Annotated in this window: 9 protein-coding genes, 3 tRNA genes, 3 rRNA genes and 2 pseudogenes; 10 read left to right on the top strand and 7 right to left on the bottom strand. The window is 56.0% G+C overall.

Annotation, left to right across the window (positions count from 1 at the left end; all coding sequences use genetic code 11):
- The first annotated feature begins 138 nt into the window (after positions 1 to 138).
- From ACR3E2_RS14590 to ACR3E2_RS14615, 6 genes are all read left to right on the top strand, one after another.
- A 16S ribosomal RNA gene (locus ACR3E2_RS14590) occupies positions 139 to 1,595 on the top strand.
- Between the two features lie 204 nt (positions 1,596 to 1,799).
- Positions 1,800 to 1,875 (top strand) — tRNA-Ala (locus ACR3E2_RS14595).
- A gap of 89 nt (positions 1,876 to 1,964) precedes the next feature.
- Positions 1,965 to 2,041 (top strand) — tRNA-Ile (locus ACR3E2_RS14600).
- A 493-nt stretch (positions 2,042 to 2,534) separates the two neighbouring features.
- Positions 2,535 to 5,377 (top strand): 23S ribosomal RNA (locus ACR3E2_RS14605).
- 165 nt (positions 5,378 to 5,542) lie between these two features.
- A 5S ribosomal RNA gene (gene rrf / locus ACR3E2_RS14610) occupies positions 5,543 to 5,657 on the top strand.
- Together the 16S, 23S and 5S rRNA genes with 3 tRNA genes alongside form the textbook arrangement of a ribosomal RNA operon.
- 52 nt (positions 5,658 to 5,709) lie before the next feature.
- A tRNA-Met gene (locus ACR3E2_RS14615) sits at positions 5,710 to 5,786 on the top strand.
- On the opposite strand, the gene ACR3E2_RS14620 is transcribed toward ACR3E2_RS14615, so the two are convergent.
- Complete coding sequence (locus ACR3E2_RS14620; protein ID WP_480492813.1) at positions 5,743 to 7,290, bottom strand: recombinase family protein; 1,548 nt, start codon at positions 7,288 to 7,290, stop codon at positions 5,743 to 5,745. The two genes, ACR3E2_RS14615 and ACR3E2_RS14620, sit on opposite strands and share 44 nt — an antisense overlap.
- A gap of 65 nt (positions 7,291 to 7,355) precedes the next feature.
- Here ACR3E2_RS14620 and ACR3E2_RS14625 point away from each other — a divergent pair.
- Positions 7,356 to 8,740 (top strand): annotated as a pseudogene (locus tag ACR3E2_RS14625) (IS3 family transposase).
- A 36-nt stretch (positions 8,741 to 8,776) separates the two neighbouring features.
- Here the strand turns inward: ACR3E2_RS14625 and ACR3E2_RS14630 are convergent.
- From ACR3E2_RS14630 to ACR3E2_RS14640, 3 genes are all read right to left on the bottom strand, one after another.
- The gene (locus ACR3E2_RS14630) at positions 8,777 to 9,040 is read right to left on the bottom strand and encodes a hypothetical protein (RefSeq protein WP_480484747.1); all 264 of its coding nucleotides are present in this window, start codon (positions 9,038 to 9,040) and stop codon (positions 8,777 to 8,779) included.
- 51 nt (positions 9,041 to 9,091) lie between these two features.
- The gene (locus ACR3E2_RS14635) at positions 9,092 to 9,517 is read right to left on the bottom strand and encodes a hypothetical protein (RefSeq protein WP_480484746.1); all 426 of its coding nucleotides are present in this window, start codon (positions 9,515 to 9,517) and stop codon (positions 9,092 to 9,094) included.
- Positions 9,518 to 10,065: 548 nt separating this feature from the next.
- Positions 10,066 to 11,073: a helix-turn-helix transcriptional regulator gene (locus ACR3E2_RS14640; RefSeq protein ID WP_480484745.1), complete on the bottom strand. Its 1,008-nt coding sequence runs from the start codon at positions 11,071 to 11,073 to the stop codon at positions 10,066 to 10,068.
- Positions 11,074 to 11,160: 87 nt separating this feature from the next.
- Between ACR3E2_RS14640 and ACR3E2_RS14645 the strand changes: the two genes are divergently transcribed.
- The 3 genes from ACR3E2_RS14645 to ACR3E2_RS14655 are packed head-to-tail and all read left to right on the top strand — an operon-like array spanning position 11,161 to position 15,019.
- Positions 11,161 to 12,228 (top strand): DUF1214 domain-containing protein, encoded by a 1,068-nt coding sequence (locus ACR3E2_RS14645; RefSeq protein WP_480484744.1) that lies wholly within the window; start codon positions 11,161 to 11,163, stop codon positions 12,226 to 12,228.
- 15 nt (positions 12,229 to 12,243) lie between these two features.
- Positions 12,244 to 13,245, top strand: coding sequence for a DUF1214 domain-containing protein (locus tag ACR3E2_RS14650; protein WP_480484743.1), 1,002 nt, complete (start codon positions 12,244 to 12,246; stop codon positions 13,243 to 13,245).
- Between the two features lie 55 nt (positions 13,246 to 13,300).
- Positions 13,301 to 15,019, top strand: a complete 1,719-nt coding sequence (locus tag ACR3E2_RS14655; RefSeq protein WP_480484742.1) for an alkaline phosphatase family protein — start codon at positions 13,301 to 13,303, stop codon at positions 15,017 to 15,019.
- Positions 15,020 to 15,323: 304 nt separating this feature from the next.
- Here ACR3E2_RS14655 and ACR3E2_RS14660 read toward each other — a convergent pair.
- From ACR3E2_RS14660 to ACR3E2_RS14670, 3 genes and pseudogenes are all read right to left on the bottom strand, one after another.
- Positions 15,324 to 16,344: pseudogene (locus ACR3E2_RS14660) on the bottom strand (IS110 family RNA-guided transposase).
- Positions 16,345 to 16,723: 379 nt separating this feature from the next.
- A complete protein-coding gene (locus tag ACR3E2_RS14665; RefSeq protein WP_480484741.1) occupies positions 16,724 to 16,969 on the bottom strand; it encodes a hypothetical protein in 246 nt (81 codons plus the stop codon).
- A gap of 381 nt (positions 16,970 to 17,350) precedes the next feature.
- Complete coding sequence (locus ACR3E2_RS14670; RefSeq protein WP_480484740.1) at positions 17,351 to 17,809, bottom strand: hypothetical protein; 459 nt, start codon at positions 17,807 to 17,809, stop codon at positions 17,351 to 17,353.
- Positions 17,810 to 18,678: the final 869 nt, after the last annotated feature.

The following is an 18,678-nucleotide window of genomic DNA, read 5'->3' on the forward strand; positions in this document are numbered from 1 at the left end:
AACAGATGACTTTTGGTTGTACTCTCGGCTAGCCGGCTGAGGGTGTCGCTTATACGTGCTCAAGTAGCCGAATAGGCGGTAGCACAACCAAAGATGTGCAGAGGTTCGAACGTCAAGGATAAGCAGGTAACTGCTTTTCAACTTGAGAGTTTGATCCTGGCTCAGAACGAACGCTGGCGGCAGGCCTAACACATGCAAGTCGAGCGCGCCTTTCGGGGTGAGCGGCGGACGGGTTAGTAACGCGTGGGAATATGCCCTTTGGTACGGAATAGCCTCTGGAAACGGAGAGTAATACCGTATGAGCCCTTCGGGGGAAAGATTTATCGCCAAAGGATTAGCCCGCGTTAGATTAGGTAGTTGGTGGGGTAATGGCCTACCAAGCCTACGATCTATAGCTGGTTTTAGAGGATGATCAGCAACACTGGGACTGAGACACGGCCCAGACTCCTACGGGAGGCAGCAGTGGGGAATCTTGGACAATGGGGGCAACCCTGATCCAGCCATGCCGCGTGAGTGATGAAGGCCTTAGGGTCGTAAAGCTCTTTCGCCTGTGAAGATAATGACGGTAGCAGGTAAAGAAACCCCGGCTAACTCCGTGCCAGCAGCCGCGGTAATACGGAGGGGGTTAGCGTTGTTCGGAATTACTGGGCGTAAAGCGCACGTAGGCGGATCGGAAAGTTGGGGGTGAAATCCCGGGGCTCAACCCCGGAACGGCCTCCAAAACTATCGGTCTAGAGTTCGAGAGAGGTGAGTGGAATTCCGAGTGTAGAGGTGAAATTCGTAGATATTCGGAGGAACACCAGTGGCGAAGGCGGCTCACTGGCTCGATACTGACGCTGAGGTGCGAAAGTGTGGGGAGCAAACAGGATTAGATACCCTGGTAGTCCACACCGTAAACGATGAATGCCAGTCGTCGGATAGTATACTATTCGGTGACACACCTAACGGATTAAGCATTCCGCCTGGGGAGTACGGTCGCAAGATTAAAACTCAAAGGAATTGACGGGGGCCCGCACAAGCGGTGGAGCATGTGGTTTAATTCGAAGCAACGCGCAGAACCTTACCAACCCTTGACATCCAGGACCGGCCCAGAGATGGGTCTTTCACTTCGGTGACCTGGTGACAGGTGCTGCATGGCTGTCGTCAGCTCGTGTCGTGAGATGTTCGGTTAAGTCCGGCAACGAGCGCAACCCACATCCCTAGTTGCCAGCAGTTCGGCTGGGCACTCTATGGAAACTGCCCGTGATAAGCGGGAGGAAGGTGTGGATGACGTCAAGTCCTCATGGCCCTTACGGGTTGGGCTACACGTGCTACAATGGTAGTGACAATGGGTTAATCCCAAAAGCTATCTCAGTTCGGATTGGGGTCTGCAACTCGACCCCATGAAGTCGGAATCGCTAGTAATCGCGTAACAGCATGACGCGGTGAATACGTTCCCGGCCTTGTACACACCGCCCGTCACACCATGGGAGTTGGTTCTACCCGACGGCCGTGCGCTAACCTTTTGGAGGCAGCGGACCACGGTAGGATCAGCGACTGGGGTGAAGTCGTAACAAGGTAGCCGTAGGGGAACCTGCGGCTGGATCACCTCCTTTCTAAGGATGTATCTGGTTAGATTTGCCTGATCTTAATTGATCTCAAATCTCGTGATACACTTAGCAGAAGATCAACAAACAAAGTTGGTCAAACTCAGCAGGCGCTCAAGTAGCCGCAAGGCGGTAGCGCACTGTAATGGACCGAGCCGTCCTCATATCTCTTCAGGAAATCAGGATCTTGCGGATAGGCGCGAGGTCCGGCAAGGGGCCTTAGCTCAGCTGGGAGAGCGCCTGATTTGCATTCAGGAGGTCAGGAGTTCGATCCTCCTAGGCTCCACCAAGCCTTTGCAAAGCAAAGGGCGTTGTCGCGGCAGTTGCTTTTGGTGACAAAAGCAATGAGAGCGACCTGCAGTCGGCCCCGAACAAAGTGGGTCGGTAGCTCAGGTGGTTAGAGCGCACGCCTGATAAGCGTGAGGTCGGAGGTTCAAGTCCTCCTCGACCCACCACTTTCCTTTCGATCAGATCGTTAAGCACCTTCGGGTTCTTAACCGTCCGATTGGACGGCAGAACAGCGTGAGCTGTTCGTCTTTACATCGTATAGAGAAATCAATCAACACTGTTTGATCGCGCCGAGTGTGGCGCTGATCTCGGTCGTTTCCATCATCTGATGGACGGCACGGTTTGGTCTAGCCGGCCCTGTCTCGTGTATCGCGACTGAAAGAACAGAGTTGTCCAAGTCAAATATACTAACCCGAGCGACCTGCGTTGATCAGCTGCACGGCTGGGAGACCATATGGGGTTGCTCAATTGTCCTCGTCCAAGTGGCGGGGCGGGAAATGTATGTTTTGGTTCAGAAGAACGATCGCCTTTAGTTACCAGCTGGGTGATCACGATCGACATAGTCGAAGCCTGCAGGCCGAAAGGCCGAAAGGCTTCACGCGCTCAAGTAGCCGAACAGGCGGTAGCGCAACATGTTATGTCTTTCTTTTTTCTGGATCAAATCAAGCGCGAGAAGGGCGTTTGGTGAATGCCTTGGCAGCAAGAGGCGATGAAAGACGTGATACTCTGCGATAAGCCATGGGGAGCTGAGAATAAGCTTTGATCCATGGATTTCTGAATGGGGCAACCCACCTGAATGTTTGTTATTGTTGGCACAGCTGATCAATAATGAGCATGACCAGGTACTTAAGACCTGAATACATAGGGTTTTAAGAGCAAACCCGGGGAACTGAAACATCTAAGTACCCGGAGGAAAGGAAATCAATTGATACTCCCCTAGTAGTGGCGAGCGAACGGGGACCAGCCGAGCCGTGAGTGTGAATAGAACCTGTTGGGAAGCAGGACCATAGAGGGTGACAGTCCCGTATATGAAGCATGATCGGACGTATTAAGTAGGGCGGAACACGTGAAATTCTGTCTGAAGATCGGAGGACCACCTTCGAAGGCTAAGTACTCCTTGCTGACCGATAGCGAACCAGTACCGTGAGGGAAAGGTGAAAAGCACCCCGACGAGGGGAGTGAAACAGTACCTGAAACCGAACGCCTACAATCAGTCGGAGCCTCCTTGCGGGGTGACGGCGTACCTTTTGTATAATGGGTCATCGACTTGGTCTCACGAGCAAGCTTAAGCCGTTAGGTGTAGGCGTAGCGAAAGCGAGTCTTAATAGGGCGAATGAGTTCGTGGGATCAGACCCGAAACCGAGTGATCTAGGCATGGCCAGGTTGAAGGTAAGGTAACACTTACTGGAGGACCGAACCCACATCCGTTGAAAAGGATCGGGATGAGCTGTGCCTAGGGGTGAAAGGCCAATCAAACTCGGAGATAGCTGGTTCTCTGCGAAATCTATTTAGGTAGAGCGTCATCCGAATACCCCGGGGTAGAGCACTGGATGGGTAATGGGGCCCCACAGGCTTACTGATCCTAACCAAACTCCGAATACCCGGGAGTACTAGATGGCAGACACACTGCGGATGCTAACGTCCGTAGTGGAGAGGGAAACAACCCTGACCTACAGCTAAGGCCCCCAATTCATGGCTAAGTGGGAAAGCAGGTGGGACGACCAAAACAACCAGGAGGTTGGCTTAGAAGCAGCCATCCTTTAAAGATAGCGTAACAGCTCACTGGTCTAAATAAGTTGTCCTGCGGCGAAGATGTAACGGGGCTCAAGCCATGAGCCGAAGCTTAGGATGCCGTAAGGCATGGTAGCAGAGCGTAGTGTGACATAGAACTCATCCGTATTTGCATCTGTGTTGTGTAACAGCAGCGGGATGTAATGACGGATCGAGTTCTTTCGATGAAGCCGGCCTGTGAGGGATCCGGTGGAGAGATCACTAGTGAGAATGATGACATGAGTAGCGACAAAGAGTGTGAGAGACACTCTCGCCGAAAGTCCAAGGGTTCCTGCTTAAAGCTAATCTGAGCAGGGTAAGCCGGCCCCTAAGCCGAGGCCGAAAGGCGTAGGCGATGGGAACTAGGTTAATATTCCTAGGCCAGGAGGATGTGACGGATCACAGGTGTAGTTCAATCTTATCGGATTGATTGGGCTGCTGAGTGGTTCCTGGAAATAGCCCTCCATCAGACCGTACCCTAAACCGACACAGGTGGACTGGTAGAGCATACCAAGGCGCTTGAGAGAACGATGTTGAAGGAACTCGGCAAAATACCTCCGTAAGTTCGCGAGAAGGAGGCCCGGTTCCTAGGCAACTAGGGGCTGGGGGCACAAACCAGGGGGTGGCGACTGTTTATTAAAAACACAGGGCTCTGCGAAGTCGCAAGACGACGTATAGGGTCTGACGCCTGCCCGGTGCCTGAAGGTTAAAAGGAGAGGTGAGAGCCTTGAATTGAAGCCCAGGTAAACGGCGGCCGTAACTATAACGGTCCTAAGGTAGCGAAATTCCTTGTCGGGTAAGTTCCGACCTGCACGAATGGCGTAACGACTTCCCCGCTGTCTCCAACATCGACTCAGCGAAATTGAATTGCCTGTCAAGATGCAGGCTTCCCGCGGTTAGACGGAAAGACCCCGTGCACCTTTACTACAGCTTCGCACTGGCATCAGGATTGTGATGTGCAGGATAGGTGGTAGGCTTTGAAGCGGAAACGCAAGTATCCGTGGAGCCTCCCTTGAGATACCACCCTTCGCACTCTTGATGTCTAACCGCGGTCCGTTATCCGGATCCGGGACCCTGCGTGGCGGGTAGTTTGACTGGGGCGGTCGCCTCCTAAAGCGTAACGGAGGCGCGCGAAGGTTGGCTCAGAGCGGTCGGAAATCGCTCGTTGAGTGCAATGGCAGAAGCCAGCCTGACTGCAAGACTGACAAGTCGAGCAGAGTCGAAAGACGGCCATAGTGATCCGGTGGTCCCGAGTGGAAGGGCCATCGCTCAACGGATAAAAGGTACGCCGGGGATAACAGGCTGATACTGCCCAAGAGTCCATATCGACGGCAGTGTTTGGCACCTCGATGTCGGCTCATCTCATCCTGGGGCTGGAGCAGGTCCCAAGGGTACGGCTGTTCGCCGTTTAAAGAGGTACGTGAGCTGGGTTTAGAACGTCGTGAGACAGTTCGGTCCCTATCTGCCGTGGGTGTAGGAGACTTGAGAGGAGTTGCCCCTAGTACGAGAGGACCGGGGTGAACGATCCACTGGTGGACCAGTTGTCGTGCCAACGGCAGTGCTGGGTAGCTATGATCGGACAGGATAACCGCTGAAGGCATCTAAGCGGGAAGCCCCCCTCAAAACAAGGTCTCCCTGAGGGCCGTGGAAGACCACCACGTCAATAGGCCGGAGATGTAAGCGCAGTAATGCGTTCAGTTGACCGGTACTAATCGCCCGATAGGCTTGATTTGATCCAGTAATGGAAAGACAAATCAAAGACATACACACCCTGAGTTGGACAACGTTGATCTGATTAACACAACCGTGCAGGACCGCGCATCCGCTTCGCGAATACGCTGCCTCCTGCCCGTCGCTTTTTTGCTCCGCAAAAACAGCGACGTGGGGATTTTCCTCGGTTTGGTGGTCATAGCGCAAGTGAAACACCCGGTCCCATCCCGAACCCGGAAGTTAAGCACTGCCGCGCCAATGGTACTTGGGCTTAAGCCCCGGGAGAGTAGGTCACCGCCAAACCTAGCAAAATCCCCAAATCTCTCTAAAACGATGAAAACAAATCTGACTCTGACGCGGGATGGAGCAGCCCGGTAGCTCGTCAGGCTCATAACCTGAAGGTCGTAGGTTCAAATCCTACTCCCGCAACCACTTCGGTCGAACAGAGTCTCGAACAAGCCGCCTCAGGGCGGCTTTGTTCATTCTGGGCCAACCCAATCATCGCTGCCAGGACACCCTCCAGTTCGATCTGGACGCCATCCCGTTCATGTTTGATCGTAACACGTTCAATCAGGCCCCGGATAATCTCCAAGGCCCCGGTGCGGATCGACGGATCCGATAGCGCCTGTGCCAGATCTGCGACCTTGGAGCGATAAAGTTCCGACAGATTTGGGTGCAGTCGCACCGGTGAAGGCTTTGGTCCGGAGAGCTTGGCATCCAGATTGGCGATCTGCGCTTCGAGTTCTTCGAGCCGCGTTTGAAGGCCGGGGGTACGAATGCCCTCCGCGATTGCATCATAGAACCCATTCAATTTGCGTACGGTTTTGTCCCGCTCGGATTGTAGACGGGTCCGGGCTTCCTCTACTGTGCCTGCTTCTGCGTTGGCGGCCTCGCTGAAGGATTTGATAAAAGCGGCAACTGCGTCGGGCTGCATCAGGCGACGACGAAGCAAATCCAGAACGGCGTCTTCCAGAACGTTGCGGCGAATGGATTGCTTATGGGAACAAGTACCGAGTTTGCGAGCGGCAGAGCAGGCGAGGTAGTCGCGCCCGACAGTGGCGAGTGGCCCTCCGCAGGTGCCGCAGAATGCAAGACCTGTCAGAAGGTGCTTCTTGCGACGCTTCTCCCAAAACTTGGTTTCCTTGATGGCTTTGACACGGGGATCAGCCTCGATCTCGCCTTGCCGCTGCTTGACCGCCTCCCAAAGTTCATCCCCGACGATCCGCAACTCAGGGACCTTCGCGATGATCCATTTGGACGGATCGTTGAGACGGGAAACACGTCTGCCGGTCTTTGGGTCCTTGATGTAGCGCAGCCGGTTCCAAACCAGGCGGCCGATATAAAGCTCATTGTTGAGAAGGCCCGTCCCACGCACTCGGTGCCCTCGAATGGCGGTGTCACGCCATAACTTGCCACGGGGACCGGGGACACCCTCGGCGTTCAAGCGGCGCGCAATGGCTTTTGGGGAGAGTCCTTCGGTGAAGTCATGTAATACCCGCCGGATAATCTCAGCTTCCGCCGCGTTGATCATTCGTTCTCCCGTGACGGGTTGGCCATCGGACCCAAGACGCCGGACGACGTCATAGCCGTAGCTGTTTCCGCCGCCGGAGCGCCCAAGCTCGACCCTTCCGCGCAGGCCACGCCGCGTTTTGTCGGCCAGGTCTTTTAGGAACAGTTGGTTCATGGTGCCCTTGAGACCTACGCGCAGTTCGCTGATCTCACCTTCGGCCAGTGTCACGATGCCAACACCTGCAAAGTTCAGACGTTTGAAATTCGCGGCGATGTCTGCCTGATCCCGGTTCAACCGGTCCAGCGCTTCCGCCAAAATCAGATCAACCCGTCCTTCCTGAGTGGCATGGAACAGCTCTTGTAGACCGGGGCGCAACATGGAGGCGCCGGAGACCGCACGATCAGAATGTCCGCCATCAGCACCCATGGAACAGACTAGGTTGATTGCGTAGCGGAGGATTTCAGGCTCATCGTAACCATCAGAGAGTGGAGATGAGAATGAAATCCGGGAAACAGAAAGCGTCAGCAGAGAGAGTTGTCAAAGACATCCGCAGGAAGACACGGCGCCAGCATTCGGCAGAGGAGAAGATCCGTATTGTGTTGGATGGGCTTCGTGGTGAAGACAGCATAGCGGAGCTGTGTCGCCGTGAAGGAATAGCTACGAGCCTGTATTACAGCTGGTCGAAAGAGTTCCTTGAGGCCGGTAAGAAGCGGTTGGCTGGCGATACCGCACGCCAGGCTACCAGCTCTGAGGTGAAGGATTTGAGAGCGGAATCGTCGGCGCTGAAAGAGGTAGTCGCCGACCTGACCCTTGAGAACCGGCTGCTCAAAAAGCATGTTCGAGGATGGGGAGACGACGAATGAGATATCTGTCACCCAACAGTCGCTGCTTGCAGCGATGAGAGGGCAACATCCGAAAAGCTTGAGATCATCCGGCTGGTTGACGGTTCGCACCTGCCGATCAAACGCACACTGGAAAAGCTCGGCATTCCCAGAACGACCTTCTACCGCTGGTACGACAGGTATCTGTCTTTCGGCGAGGCCGGGCTTGAGGATCGCCATTCCCGGCCAGGTAGGGTTTGGAACCGCATCCCCGACAAGGTGCGCAAGCAGATCGTGGAACTGGCTCTGGAAGAACCCGAGTTATCGCCCCGCGAGCTTGCGGTGCGGTTCACCGACACCAGGCGCTACTTCGTTTCTGAGGCCAGTGTTTACAGGCTTCTGAAGGCACAAGATCTGATCACTAGCCCAGCCTGCATCACCATCAAAGCGGCGGATGAATTCCATGAGAAGACTGTGCGGCCGAACCAGCTTTGGCAGACCGACTTCACCTATCTCAAAGTCATCGGTTGGGGCTGGTTCTACCTGTCTACGATCCTGGATGATTACAGCCGTTACGTTGTCTCTTGGCGCCTTTGCACCACGATGAAAGCTGACGATGTCACAGGAACGCTGGAAGACGCTTTGGCTGCATCAGGTTGTGACAGTGTCACCGTTGCCCACAAGCCCCGGCTGCTCAGCGACAACGGCAGCAGTTACATCTCTGGCGAGTTGGCGAAATGGCTGGATGAGCAGGGTATGGATCATGTTCGGGAGCGCCCAACCATCCGCAGACCCAGGGCAAGATTGAGCGATGGCATCAGACGATGAAGAACCGTGTCCTGCTGGAAAACTACTATCTGCCAGGAGCGCTCGAACAGGCCATCGGCGACTTCATCAATCACTACAACCACAACCGATACCACGAGAGCATCAGCAATCTGACACCCGCCGATGTCTATTTCGGTCGAGCCGAAACAATCCTCAGACGCAGAAAGGAAATCAAACACCAGACAATCCAGAAACGCCGCTTGCTGCATCATCAGAACGCGGCGTAGATTGAAACTGCGGCGAGCCTGATCCTCCTAAGCCAATCAAACGCTCGTGTTCCAAATCATTCGATGACGGACAATCTTCACGGCAGCCTGGATAAAGTTTACGAGCGGGCCTTGCCGTTGTCCTCCGGGGCGACCGTCTGAATATGTCGTGTAGGTCAGGGGGCGACCGGCATCTTTCCAGAAATAGCAGCAACTCTCGACGATGTACTGACGGCGTTTGTCGCGCGAGAACCGCTTGTCTCGTGGCGACATCTCTGCAACCGCGCCGGGTGTCTCGATGATGCGTCGAATGTCATCCACCACGTCCTGAGAAAGCGTTTTTGCGGTCTCAAGCTTTTGGAGGAATTGCGGCTAAAGTTCTGCGTCTTCCGGGAGCGACGCGAAATAGGTCGAAAGCGTGCCCAATGCGTTCCGGAGTTCTTGGGGACCAATGGCGTCCCGCTTGGCTTCCCGCAATAGCTTTTTGAGGTATTTTTGACCTCGTTCAATCGCCTGTGAACGACTGACCTCGGTCAGATTGATCGCGATGTCGTCATCGTTGTTGAGGCAGTCACCGAGAATTACGGATAGGTCGCGCACGAGCGTTGTCGGGAGGTCAAACTGTTCGCTCAAGCTCTCGATCATGTCCTCGGAAAGCGCGCCGCGTTCCCCATAGCTTCCGAGTTTCCAGGACATCGAGCATTTGATTCCATCCATATGCGGATAGACCGAATAGTCACCTTCAATATCTGCAACGTCTTGGTTGCCCTTCAGATCGCTGTCCGCGTTAGCGCTCATGTTGTTCTCCGTTTGCCACATTCTAGGGTCTGGCCGCAGGTCCAAAAGCTTACGTGCATCAAGGCAGTACCGATTGCTGAGGAAGCTTGCCGGTTGAAGCAAGTCGACCCCTCCAAAAGTTGCACATAAACAATAGAACAGGAAGGGAACAGCTTGTGCTCCAGCTAATGCTTGATCGTCCAAGGCGGTTTTAACGCTATTTCGGTAGCAGACTGCACACCGCACTGTAGTGGATACATGGCCTGCCGAGTGACCGGTCGCTTTGCAGTTAGAATGGTTCTCAGCCATCAGCGACGTTTCATTTTGCATTCGCCTCCCACGGTGGGAAATCCGGCCCTTTGCGGCCCTTCTCCCCGCTTGCAGTCTCCGCAGTGCGGCGTCGCCGGACCTGCCATTCGCTGCGGCCGCACATTCTCAAGAACGGCAAATGCCGGCAGAGCGGACGAAGCGCAGGTCTGGGGAATTCAAAATTTTTTGGCAGACTTCAGGACGCCTTGGGTTTCCAGAAAATCCATCGTGTATATGCGAATGTGATCAGCGGCAACGACTCAAGTGTTTGTGTTTCGGTTTCCCCGGAAGCTCTTTGGTGAAGAGCCGGTCCACTCCCTGAACGCACGGCGAAAGCTTCTCGGCTCTTTGTATCCCAGCATTTCGGCGATCCGTTCGACCGGAATGTCCGATTTCTGAAGCATTTCGCGCGCCTGCTCCTCGATGAGCATGGAGCGGATTGTCCTGTATGCCGTCCCTTCCGCCCTAAGGGCCCTCTGAAGTGACCTGGGGCCGATCGCAAGATGGGCCGCAACTTTGCTCTCGGAAAGCACACTTGTCGGAAGATGAGCGCGCATGATTTGCAAAACCGCGCCTTCAATGGACTGAACCGGCTCAACCCCCATGAGCGCACCCAGGTCCCCCAATGTAATAGTCTTCCGAGACTGCAAGGGGTGCGGGTTTCGCGTGTCAAGGTCGCAAAGCCGAAGCGCGACGGACGGTGACTGGGCTCCCGTCCTAACAGGTGCGCCGAACAGATCTGCAAGCTTTGACTTGTCGTCACCATTGCCATCGGGAAGTTCAAACCAATCGGGCTGCCAGTCCGTGCCGAGGAAATGCCTGACCACCTTGGAAATAACGAACAGCGCCCCTTCGTCGAGGTGTCGGTGGCCGACGACCGAGAAGCCTTTCGAGTCTCGTCCGACGACAACGTGCGTGTCAGTCTGTCGGATCACGATTTCAGAGCCAGGATGCGTCAGCGACAGCGCGCGTCGCCCGCGGTCAAGCGCAGATCGCAGATCCGGTGCGCCCAGCACGTAGTTCGCATAAGCTCCGTAAGCCAAGTAGTCGAAGGCCCAGCCAACCCTGGCACCCAGATGGCGATCGCTTATCATGCGGGCGACGGACTCCAGAATGACGGCCTCAGCAGCGTAGGAAACAAACCCGGTTCCTTCTGACAGCATCTTACGGTCGAGACCAGCCGTTCGGAGCGCACTCTCGACGACGTGTTTCGGGACGAAGCTGTCAAGAATGTCCACGACGTGCGCCAGTTCGATGATGTTGACCAACTTCTGTCTCATAGCGTCTCTTTGTCACAAAATGACCGGTCGCACTATGATAAAACGCCAGGAAAGCGAAGACTTGAGGGGCGACTCATGAAAGGTAAACAGTTGGCAAACCGCATATTTTTGTTTCTTGCATTCCTGGCCGCGATCGTCTCTGGTCCCGCTCATGCCCAAAACTTCGACACCACAGTGGACCAACTTGCCGACAGCAGGGAAATCCCAGTCACGGTAGACAACTTTATCCGTGCCGCGACAGATATCGAGTTCGGCAAATATGTTGCCCTCGCTGGAGGGGTAAACAAGTTCTACCACTTCCGCGAAATGATGCCCGTCCATGCTCAGACCACCATCAGCGCGAACCGGGACACTCTCTATAGCGCCGCGATCATCAATATCAGCAAGGGCGCGACGGTCACCCTTCCGGATGTCGGCGACCGCTACATGTCGGCGATGGTCATCAACCAGGACCACTACCTGAACAAGGTCTTGCACGGTGGCGGCGCCTATACACTCGATATGGACACGTTTGACACGCCATATGTCGCCGTCTATCTGCGCGTCCTGCTGGATGCGACCGATTCCGCGGACCTGGCCGCCGTGCACGCAATCCAGGACCAGATGTCGATCGACGCTGCCTCGTCCAAACCTTTCATCGTCCCGCCCTATGATGAAGAGGGCTATTTAGGGCTCGTAAGGGCCGCCGTCGGTGTCGGCGCCTACCTTCCGGACAGTTTCCACATGTTCGGCAAGAAGGAGGATGTCGATCCAGTGCGGCATTTCATTGGGACGGCCGGTGGCTGGGGTGGGTTGCCCGAGGATGAGGCACTTTATCTCGGAATCTCGCCGAACCTGCCGGTCGGGAAATACAAGATCGAAGTGCCGGCCGACGTGCCCGTCAAGGATTTCTGGTCGGTCAGCCTCTATGATGCAAACCGTTATTTCGCGCCGAACGCGATGGACGCCTATGTCATCAACTCCGTCAGCGGGACGTACAATGAGGACGGCTCGATGACCGTGCATCTGGGCGGCTGCGAGGACGGGCGCGTGAATTGCCTGCCGCTTGTCGAGGGGTGGCAATACACCGTGCGGCTCTATCGTGCAGCGCCGGAAGTGCTGGATGGAAGCTGGGTCTTCCCGGGTGTCGAGCCCGCGAACTGACAGAAAGGACAGAAAATGAAACACCTTCTCCTTGCCGCTGCCCTCTACGCACCCGCACCAGTTCTCGCCGAAGATATCACGATCCGGAACCTCATGCGCGCCGAGAGCGATACGATGTTCCGGCTCACTATGAAGAACAACGGAACAGGTGTCGGCGAGATCGCCCATGAGCGCGAGGTAACCTCCGCCGACAAGCCGCAGCCGGTCATCCGGCCCAACCAGGACACCTTGTATTCGTCCGCCCTCATCGATCTGTCCCAGCCGGTGACGGTGACGCTGCCGGAGGGCGACGGACGGTTCCAGTCGGTGCTGGTGATCAGCCAGGACCACTACAACTTTGCCTATGCCGAACCCGGTGCATACGAGCTGACCGAGGACGAGGTCGGGACCCGCTTCGCGATGCTCCTGTTCCGCACCTTCATCGACGCGGGCGATCCCGACGATACGGCGCGCGCCCATGCGGTGCAGGACGGAATTCGCCTCGAAGGCGGCGGAACCGGCCCCTTCGAGGCTCCGAACTGGGATCTTGACACCCTTGCCGCTGCGCGGAAGGCGGTCAGTGACCTCGCCGCTGCCGTCGGCCTTGATGCCAGCATCGCCTTTGGCCGCCGCGACGAGGTGGACCCGCTGGGCCATCTGATCGGAATGGCGGGCTGGGCGGGGCAGCCGGCCACGACGGCCAGCGCCTTTGTCGACGCCGTCGATAGGAATGACGGCGCGACCCCCCATGCCGTGACGCTGCAAGACGTGCCGGTGGACGCGTTCTGGTCGATCACCGTCTACGACGCTGACGGCTTCCTCGCGCCAAACGATTTGGGGCGGAACAGCTATAACAACACCTCGGCCACCCCGAATAAGGATGGTTCCTTCACCATCCATTTCGGTGGCTGCGAGGATGGCCGGATCAACTGCATCCCTCTTACGCCGGGCTGGAACTACACGGTCCGGCTATACCAGCCACGCGCCGAAATCCTCGATGGCAGCTGGACCTTCCCGGATGTCCTGCCCCTAAACTGATGACGCGACGGCCCGCGCACCGCGTGGGCCGATCGACGAGAGGAAGGAGCCTTCGATGTTGAAAAAGCCACCTGTCCAAACGGCCAGTTGCGCCGTCTTCCTGGCGTTTTCCTTGGCGAACGGTGCATTAGCCGAGGATAAGCCGCGCCTCATCCTCCAGATCACTGTGGATCAGCTGCGGGGCGACCTGCCTTTCCGCCACTACGACCAATTTGGCTCGGGCGGATTCCGCTATCTGATGGATCAGGGCGTCTACTACGACAACGCCCACCACGCCCACGCCAATACTGAAACTGTCGTCGGCCATACCACGCTGGCCACCGGCGCGCATCCGTCGGCCCATGGCATGGTAGGCAACCTCTGGTACGACCGCGCCACGGGGCGCACTATCTACAATGTCGAGGACGCCGACTATCCACTCCTCACTCGGGGCGCGGACGTGAACCCCGACACCGAGGTCGACCCCACCCAGCTTGCCGCCAGTTCCGATGGCCGTTCGCCCCGCGCCATCCTGACCACCACCTTTTCCGACGAGCTGTCCATCGCCACCCAGGGCCGCGCCAAGGTCTTTGGCGTCTCGGTCAAGGATCGTGGTGCCGTCTCGATGGCGGGCCACACCGGCAAGGCGTTCTGGTTCTCCAAATCCGCCGGGGAATTCGTCACCTCCAGCTATTATTACGACAGCTACCCGGATTGGGTGACCGATTGGAACGCTAAGGATTTCCTGCAAAACTATCTCGGCACCTCGTGGCAGCTGACCCATCCCATCGATAGCTATCTTTTTGGCGATCGCGACGATCAGGATTGGGAAACCGATCTTGCCGGGTTCGGGCGCACCTTCCCGCACCCCTATTCGACCGTCGATCCGCTTTCGTGGAAGAACGATCCCTATTTCCCCACGCTGCTCACCTTCAGCCCTGCCGGGGACGAGATCACCGCCGATTTCGCCAAGACCCTGATCACAGCCGAGGGCCTGGGGCAGGATGATGTCACCGATTACCTCTCCGTCAGCTTCTCGGCGACCGATTACATTGGCCACGGCTTCGGCCCCTCCAGCCTCGAGGCCGAGGAAAACCTGCTCCGGCTCGACCGCACCCTGACCGATCTCTTCGCCTTTATCGACGCCGAGATCGGGCTCGAGAACACCCTGATCGCGCTGTCCGCCGATCACGGTACGCCCGAGGCGCCGGGATACCTGGCCGAGCTGGGAGAGATGGGCGGCTACGTCAACCCCGAGCACTGGGCGACCCAGCCCGCCGCCGATCGCATCCGCGCGCGCTTTGGCCTTAGCGATCCGCTGATAGCCGGCTATGACCACCCCTACCTCACCCTCTCGGAAGAGGTGCACAGTCGCGACGACATCGACCTTGTCGCGCTGGAAACCGCCATCGCCGAAGAACTGTCGACCTTCGAAGGTATCGCCTTCGCTGTGCCTTCGTCCCGCATTCGTACGGGCGCCCTGCCCGACAATGCGCTGATGCGCGCCGTGGCCAACAACTACAACCCCGACCGCTCGGGCGACATCTATCTGGTGGCCAGCCCCGGCTGGTTCATCAACGATTTCGACGGTCTCTCGGTCACAGTCACCCACGGCTCGCCCTGGCGTTATGACACCCACGTGCCCATAGCTTTTGCCGGTTTCAGCCTCGCGCCACAGCGGGTCTCGCGTCGAGTGCATACAGTCGATCTGGCGCTGACGCTTGCCGCGGTCGCAGATACGCGCCCACCCGACGGCGGCGCAGGAGAAGTGTTGGGGGAAGTCGTCGGGTACTAGGCGCCTCGCGGTAATGCAAAGCGGAGACAGTAACTGGGTCGGATTGAACGGCATCTGTGGGTGGCTCCTGCATTGCAAGAGTTTTTTAGCGATTTTCGCGGTCGTTTCGTCAGTACTGTCGTCTGTCCGGCCTGTTTGTGTTTTGGCATTGCCTCCACTGGCCCTGATGAATTCCGCGAGCGAGGTTCCAATCGGCTTATCGACCTCAGAGGGCCGCTGCCATTCCCGGAGTGTCCTTGCTCTTGGTTGACTTACTTCCGCATCATCACTTTAACGTCTTGCATCTCGTGGGCAGTCTGCGCGGTCAGAACGCTGGCTGCCGGTATTCCTGTTTCTTTGTCAGCATTGCCCAGATTGAACGCGCTGCCTTGTTTGCCATCGCGATTGTTGCCAGCCGAAACGGTTTGTCGGCAATGATCTTGGCTGTCCAGAGATCGACTTTCTCTGGCGACCGTTTTGCCATGACCGCGCGCGATGTCATACCCACAACCAGCAGCTTTCGAATGTAGCGATCCCCTTGCTTGGTGATCTTGCCCAGTTTCTCTTTGCCGCCGCTCGACTTGTTGAGCGGGGTGAGGCCCAGCCAGGCGGCCAGATCTCGTCCTGTTCGGAACTGATGCGCATCGCCGATAGTGGCGACAATCGCTGAAGCCGTGATCGGCCCGATCCCCGGCATGCGCATCAACCTGCGCGCATCTGCGTTCAACAGGGCATGTTGCTCGATCATCTTGGAGTATCCGTCGATGCGCTCGTTCAGGCCGATGAACTGATAGCACTGAATGCCGAGCATGCCGGTCGCGATCTCCGGCATGTCCGGGTGATCCCCAGCCAAGTGACGCTTCGCAAAAGCCGTCACCGCTTCGATCCCAATGGGCAGAATATGGCCGAACTCGCGCAGCAGGCTGCGGATCATATTGGCCAGCTGGGTGCGGCTGCCGGACGGCCAGGTCGCGCGTGCGATGGATCGAGAGGATAGCTTGCTGGTCCTCCGTCTTGATCTCGACGAAGCGCATGGTCGGGCGTCGAACTGCCTCGCATATTGCTTCCGCATCAACCGCGTCGTTCTTGCCTCGCTTCACATACGGTTTGACGTAACCAGCGGGCATGAGCTTCACATCATGGCCGAGCGTGCGCAGCTGACGGCCCCAATGATGGGATGAACCGCAGGCTTCCATGCCTACGACGCAGGGCGGAAGCGTCTCAAAAAAGGCCAGTAGCTTCGCGCGCTTGATCGGCTTGTTGAAAATAACCCGGCCGCTCTCAGAAATGCCGTGCACTTGAAAAACGTCCTTGGCCAAATCGAGGCCGACGGTCTTTACTGTCATTGGGTGGCTCCTTTCCTAGCAGTCGTTGATAACTGCACTTTGGCACATTCGATGCCGGTGGAGCAGGAGCCACCCACCTCATCCGCTTCCAGCTTTTCGCGCTGACAGGTTCGCGGTAGCAGAGATGGACCGCTTTCCGGTTTTAAAGCGGGCAAAGGCGATGCTATGCTGTGTGAAGCAAGGCATTTGGGTTTGTCGGTGGTGTGGGGATGACCTGCCCGACTATCGCAGGACTGATGCGCGGTATTGCTCTGAGGGGTGTAGAAAACGGTCAGCGAGGGCACGCAGGAAAGTCAGGAAAAGAACTCAGGAAGTGTAAAGATCCACTGGATATCTGGCTTGGTTTCGGCACTAGCCACACTAAGATTACCTAAGGTTTCTACTCATTCCCCATGAAGCCCAACGCGCCTTCGTTGTTCAAAACCTCAATTGCTGTATCAAGGGCCGCTTGGTCCGAATTGAACTTGTCGTCCCAGACATAACTGGCGTCTTCATGGTCCACCACTTCCAACGTCCATTTGTCCTGGTTGTCCAAGCGGTAGATTTCGATTTCAAACCGATACCCGTCTAAAAGCACAGCCTTGCACCTGTCTGACATCACCAGCTTCGGTTCATCTACATTCATGTCCGTGCCATCCTGACTATAAGCTCTGTGGTTTGGCGGACTTGCGACAGCCTGTGGGTTTCCGTCCGTTTCCAGAATATGCTGTAACACCGCATGCCCGACAATTCCAAGCGCACAGAGTTTCCTTGTCCTGCGCGGTTTCTCTCTTCCAGCGGCACGAGACTTTCTCTTTGTTTGCCCCGAATACGCGGAGCATCAATCGCAAGGTCAAATACAGTAGGATGACGCCCAGAAGTATTCCGGCGATGAGCCAAAAATCCGGGCCGCTACTCTGCACTGAAATAGATTTCAAACCGCCTCCAATAGGACCCTAACAACCAGCCAGATTTTCCCATGACTTGGCCGGTATCGATAATGCGTCACCCCCAAACTCGTACCCCTTTAGTGAATGGAAACAACCTTACATTTACTCAGTCCGAAGCGGCGTGTGAGCTTCGCTGCCTTCAGCGCTTTTACCAAGCGGGCGCTAAAAAACAGGCTCCAGTACAAGCGCGGATCAACCCACAAATCGGGTCCCTCCAAGGCTATACCTGAAACAACAATGTCGAAGTCTTTGGGTTTCATGCCCCGCTTCATCCAAGTATCTGGTTTATTCCCCATAGGTTTGACCATATTCGACCGATCCGGAACAAACGCCGTTTTTTGTTCACCAAGGGCGAGTGTAAAATACTCGCCTTCAACTGGTGTCACACGGTCGTGTTGGCAAACGTTCAAAGGATAGATTTTCGTTTTTCCCAGTTCTGCTTCGCGAAGTACATTCGCTACCGCGCGAGATACGACTGGACCATATGGCCCATTGAAAATTTCGGGCAGCGCCTGAAGCTTTTTGTTCGGATACATTCCAAAAACTAATTTAGGATAGGCTTCACGGGATTGAACGATCCAGCCCTGTTTTTGTTGTCTACTGCACCAGCAGTCGGCAAGTTGCTTAAAGCCTGCTCGGAGGTAATGGGCTTCATCAACGTTGTGTCATACATGACCTGGCTAAACCAGACGCCTTCATTCTCTTCCACTAATCACCCATTCACAAAAATCGCAAACCGGATCAAAAGATAGTATTTAAACAAATCAAAGGACAACGAGTATGTCCGGCGGTGGTGGTACGACGCGCCGAACTCGTACCCCCTCATTGAAATCATAATCCCCATCAAGACGCGCCGCTCCGCACTGATATTTGCGGAGAGTGTTCAAATTGCGTTCATGAGATGAAAAGTGCGTTGGCGCTCCGGCACTCGGAAAGTGCAGTTCAATACTCTGGCGGTTCGATGAAGTACTCGTGGGGCGGCGCGCCGAACTCAACAACCCCCCAAATCCAGATGGAAAAACTGGAACGCTCTAAAATCAACACGCGCCATCCACGGATAGAGGATCGCATTGTGGCGAAATTGTGTCCACATCTCGTTTTGAAACTCACTGTTCGCCTTTAGGAAACAAACTTTTTCGGTGAAGTTTGCAATGTTACGGGAATCCCCCAATTTCGGGCTTTGCTTGAGTTGGATAGATTGGGATCAGAATAACCACTTACCCCCTCGTGACGAAGATAGGGGCTGGCCTCGACCCCCTCAGCCAGCCCTTATTCCTTTTCTGGCCACCCCGGCAGATTTTTTGGAGCAGGAACGTCATTCCGAACCAGCCAGTCACGCATCTCCGCCCAGTGGTCCTGTGACCCAGCTGTGTATCGCCGTGAATGTAAATCGGCTAACTGCTGT

Source organism: Ruegeria sp. AL7 (genome assembly GCF_056536105.1).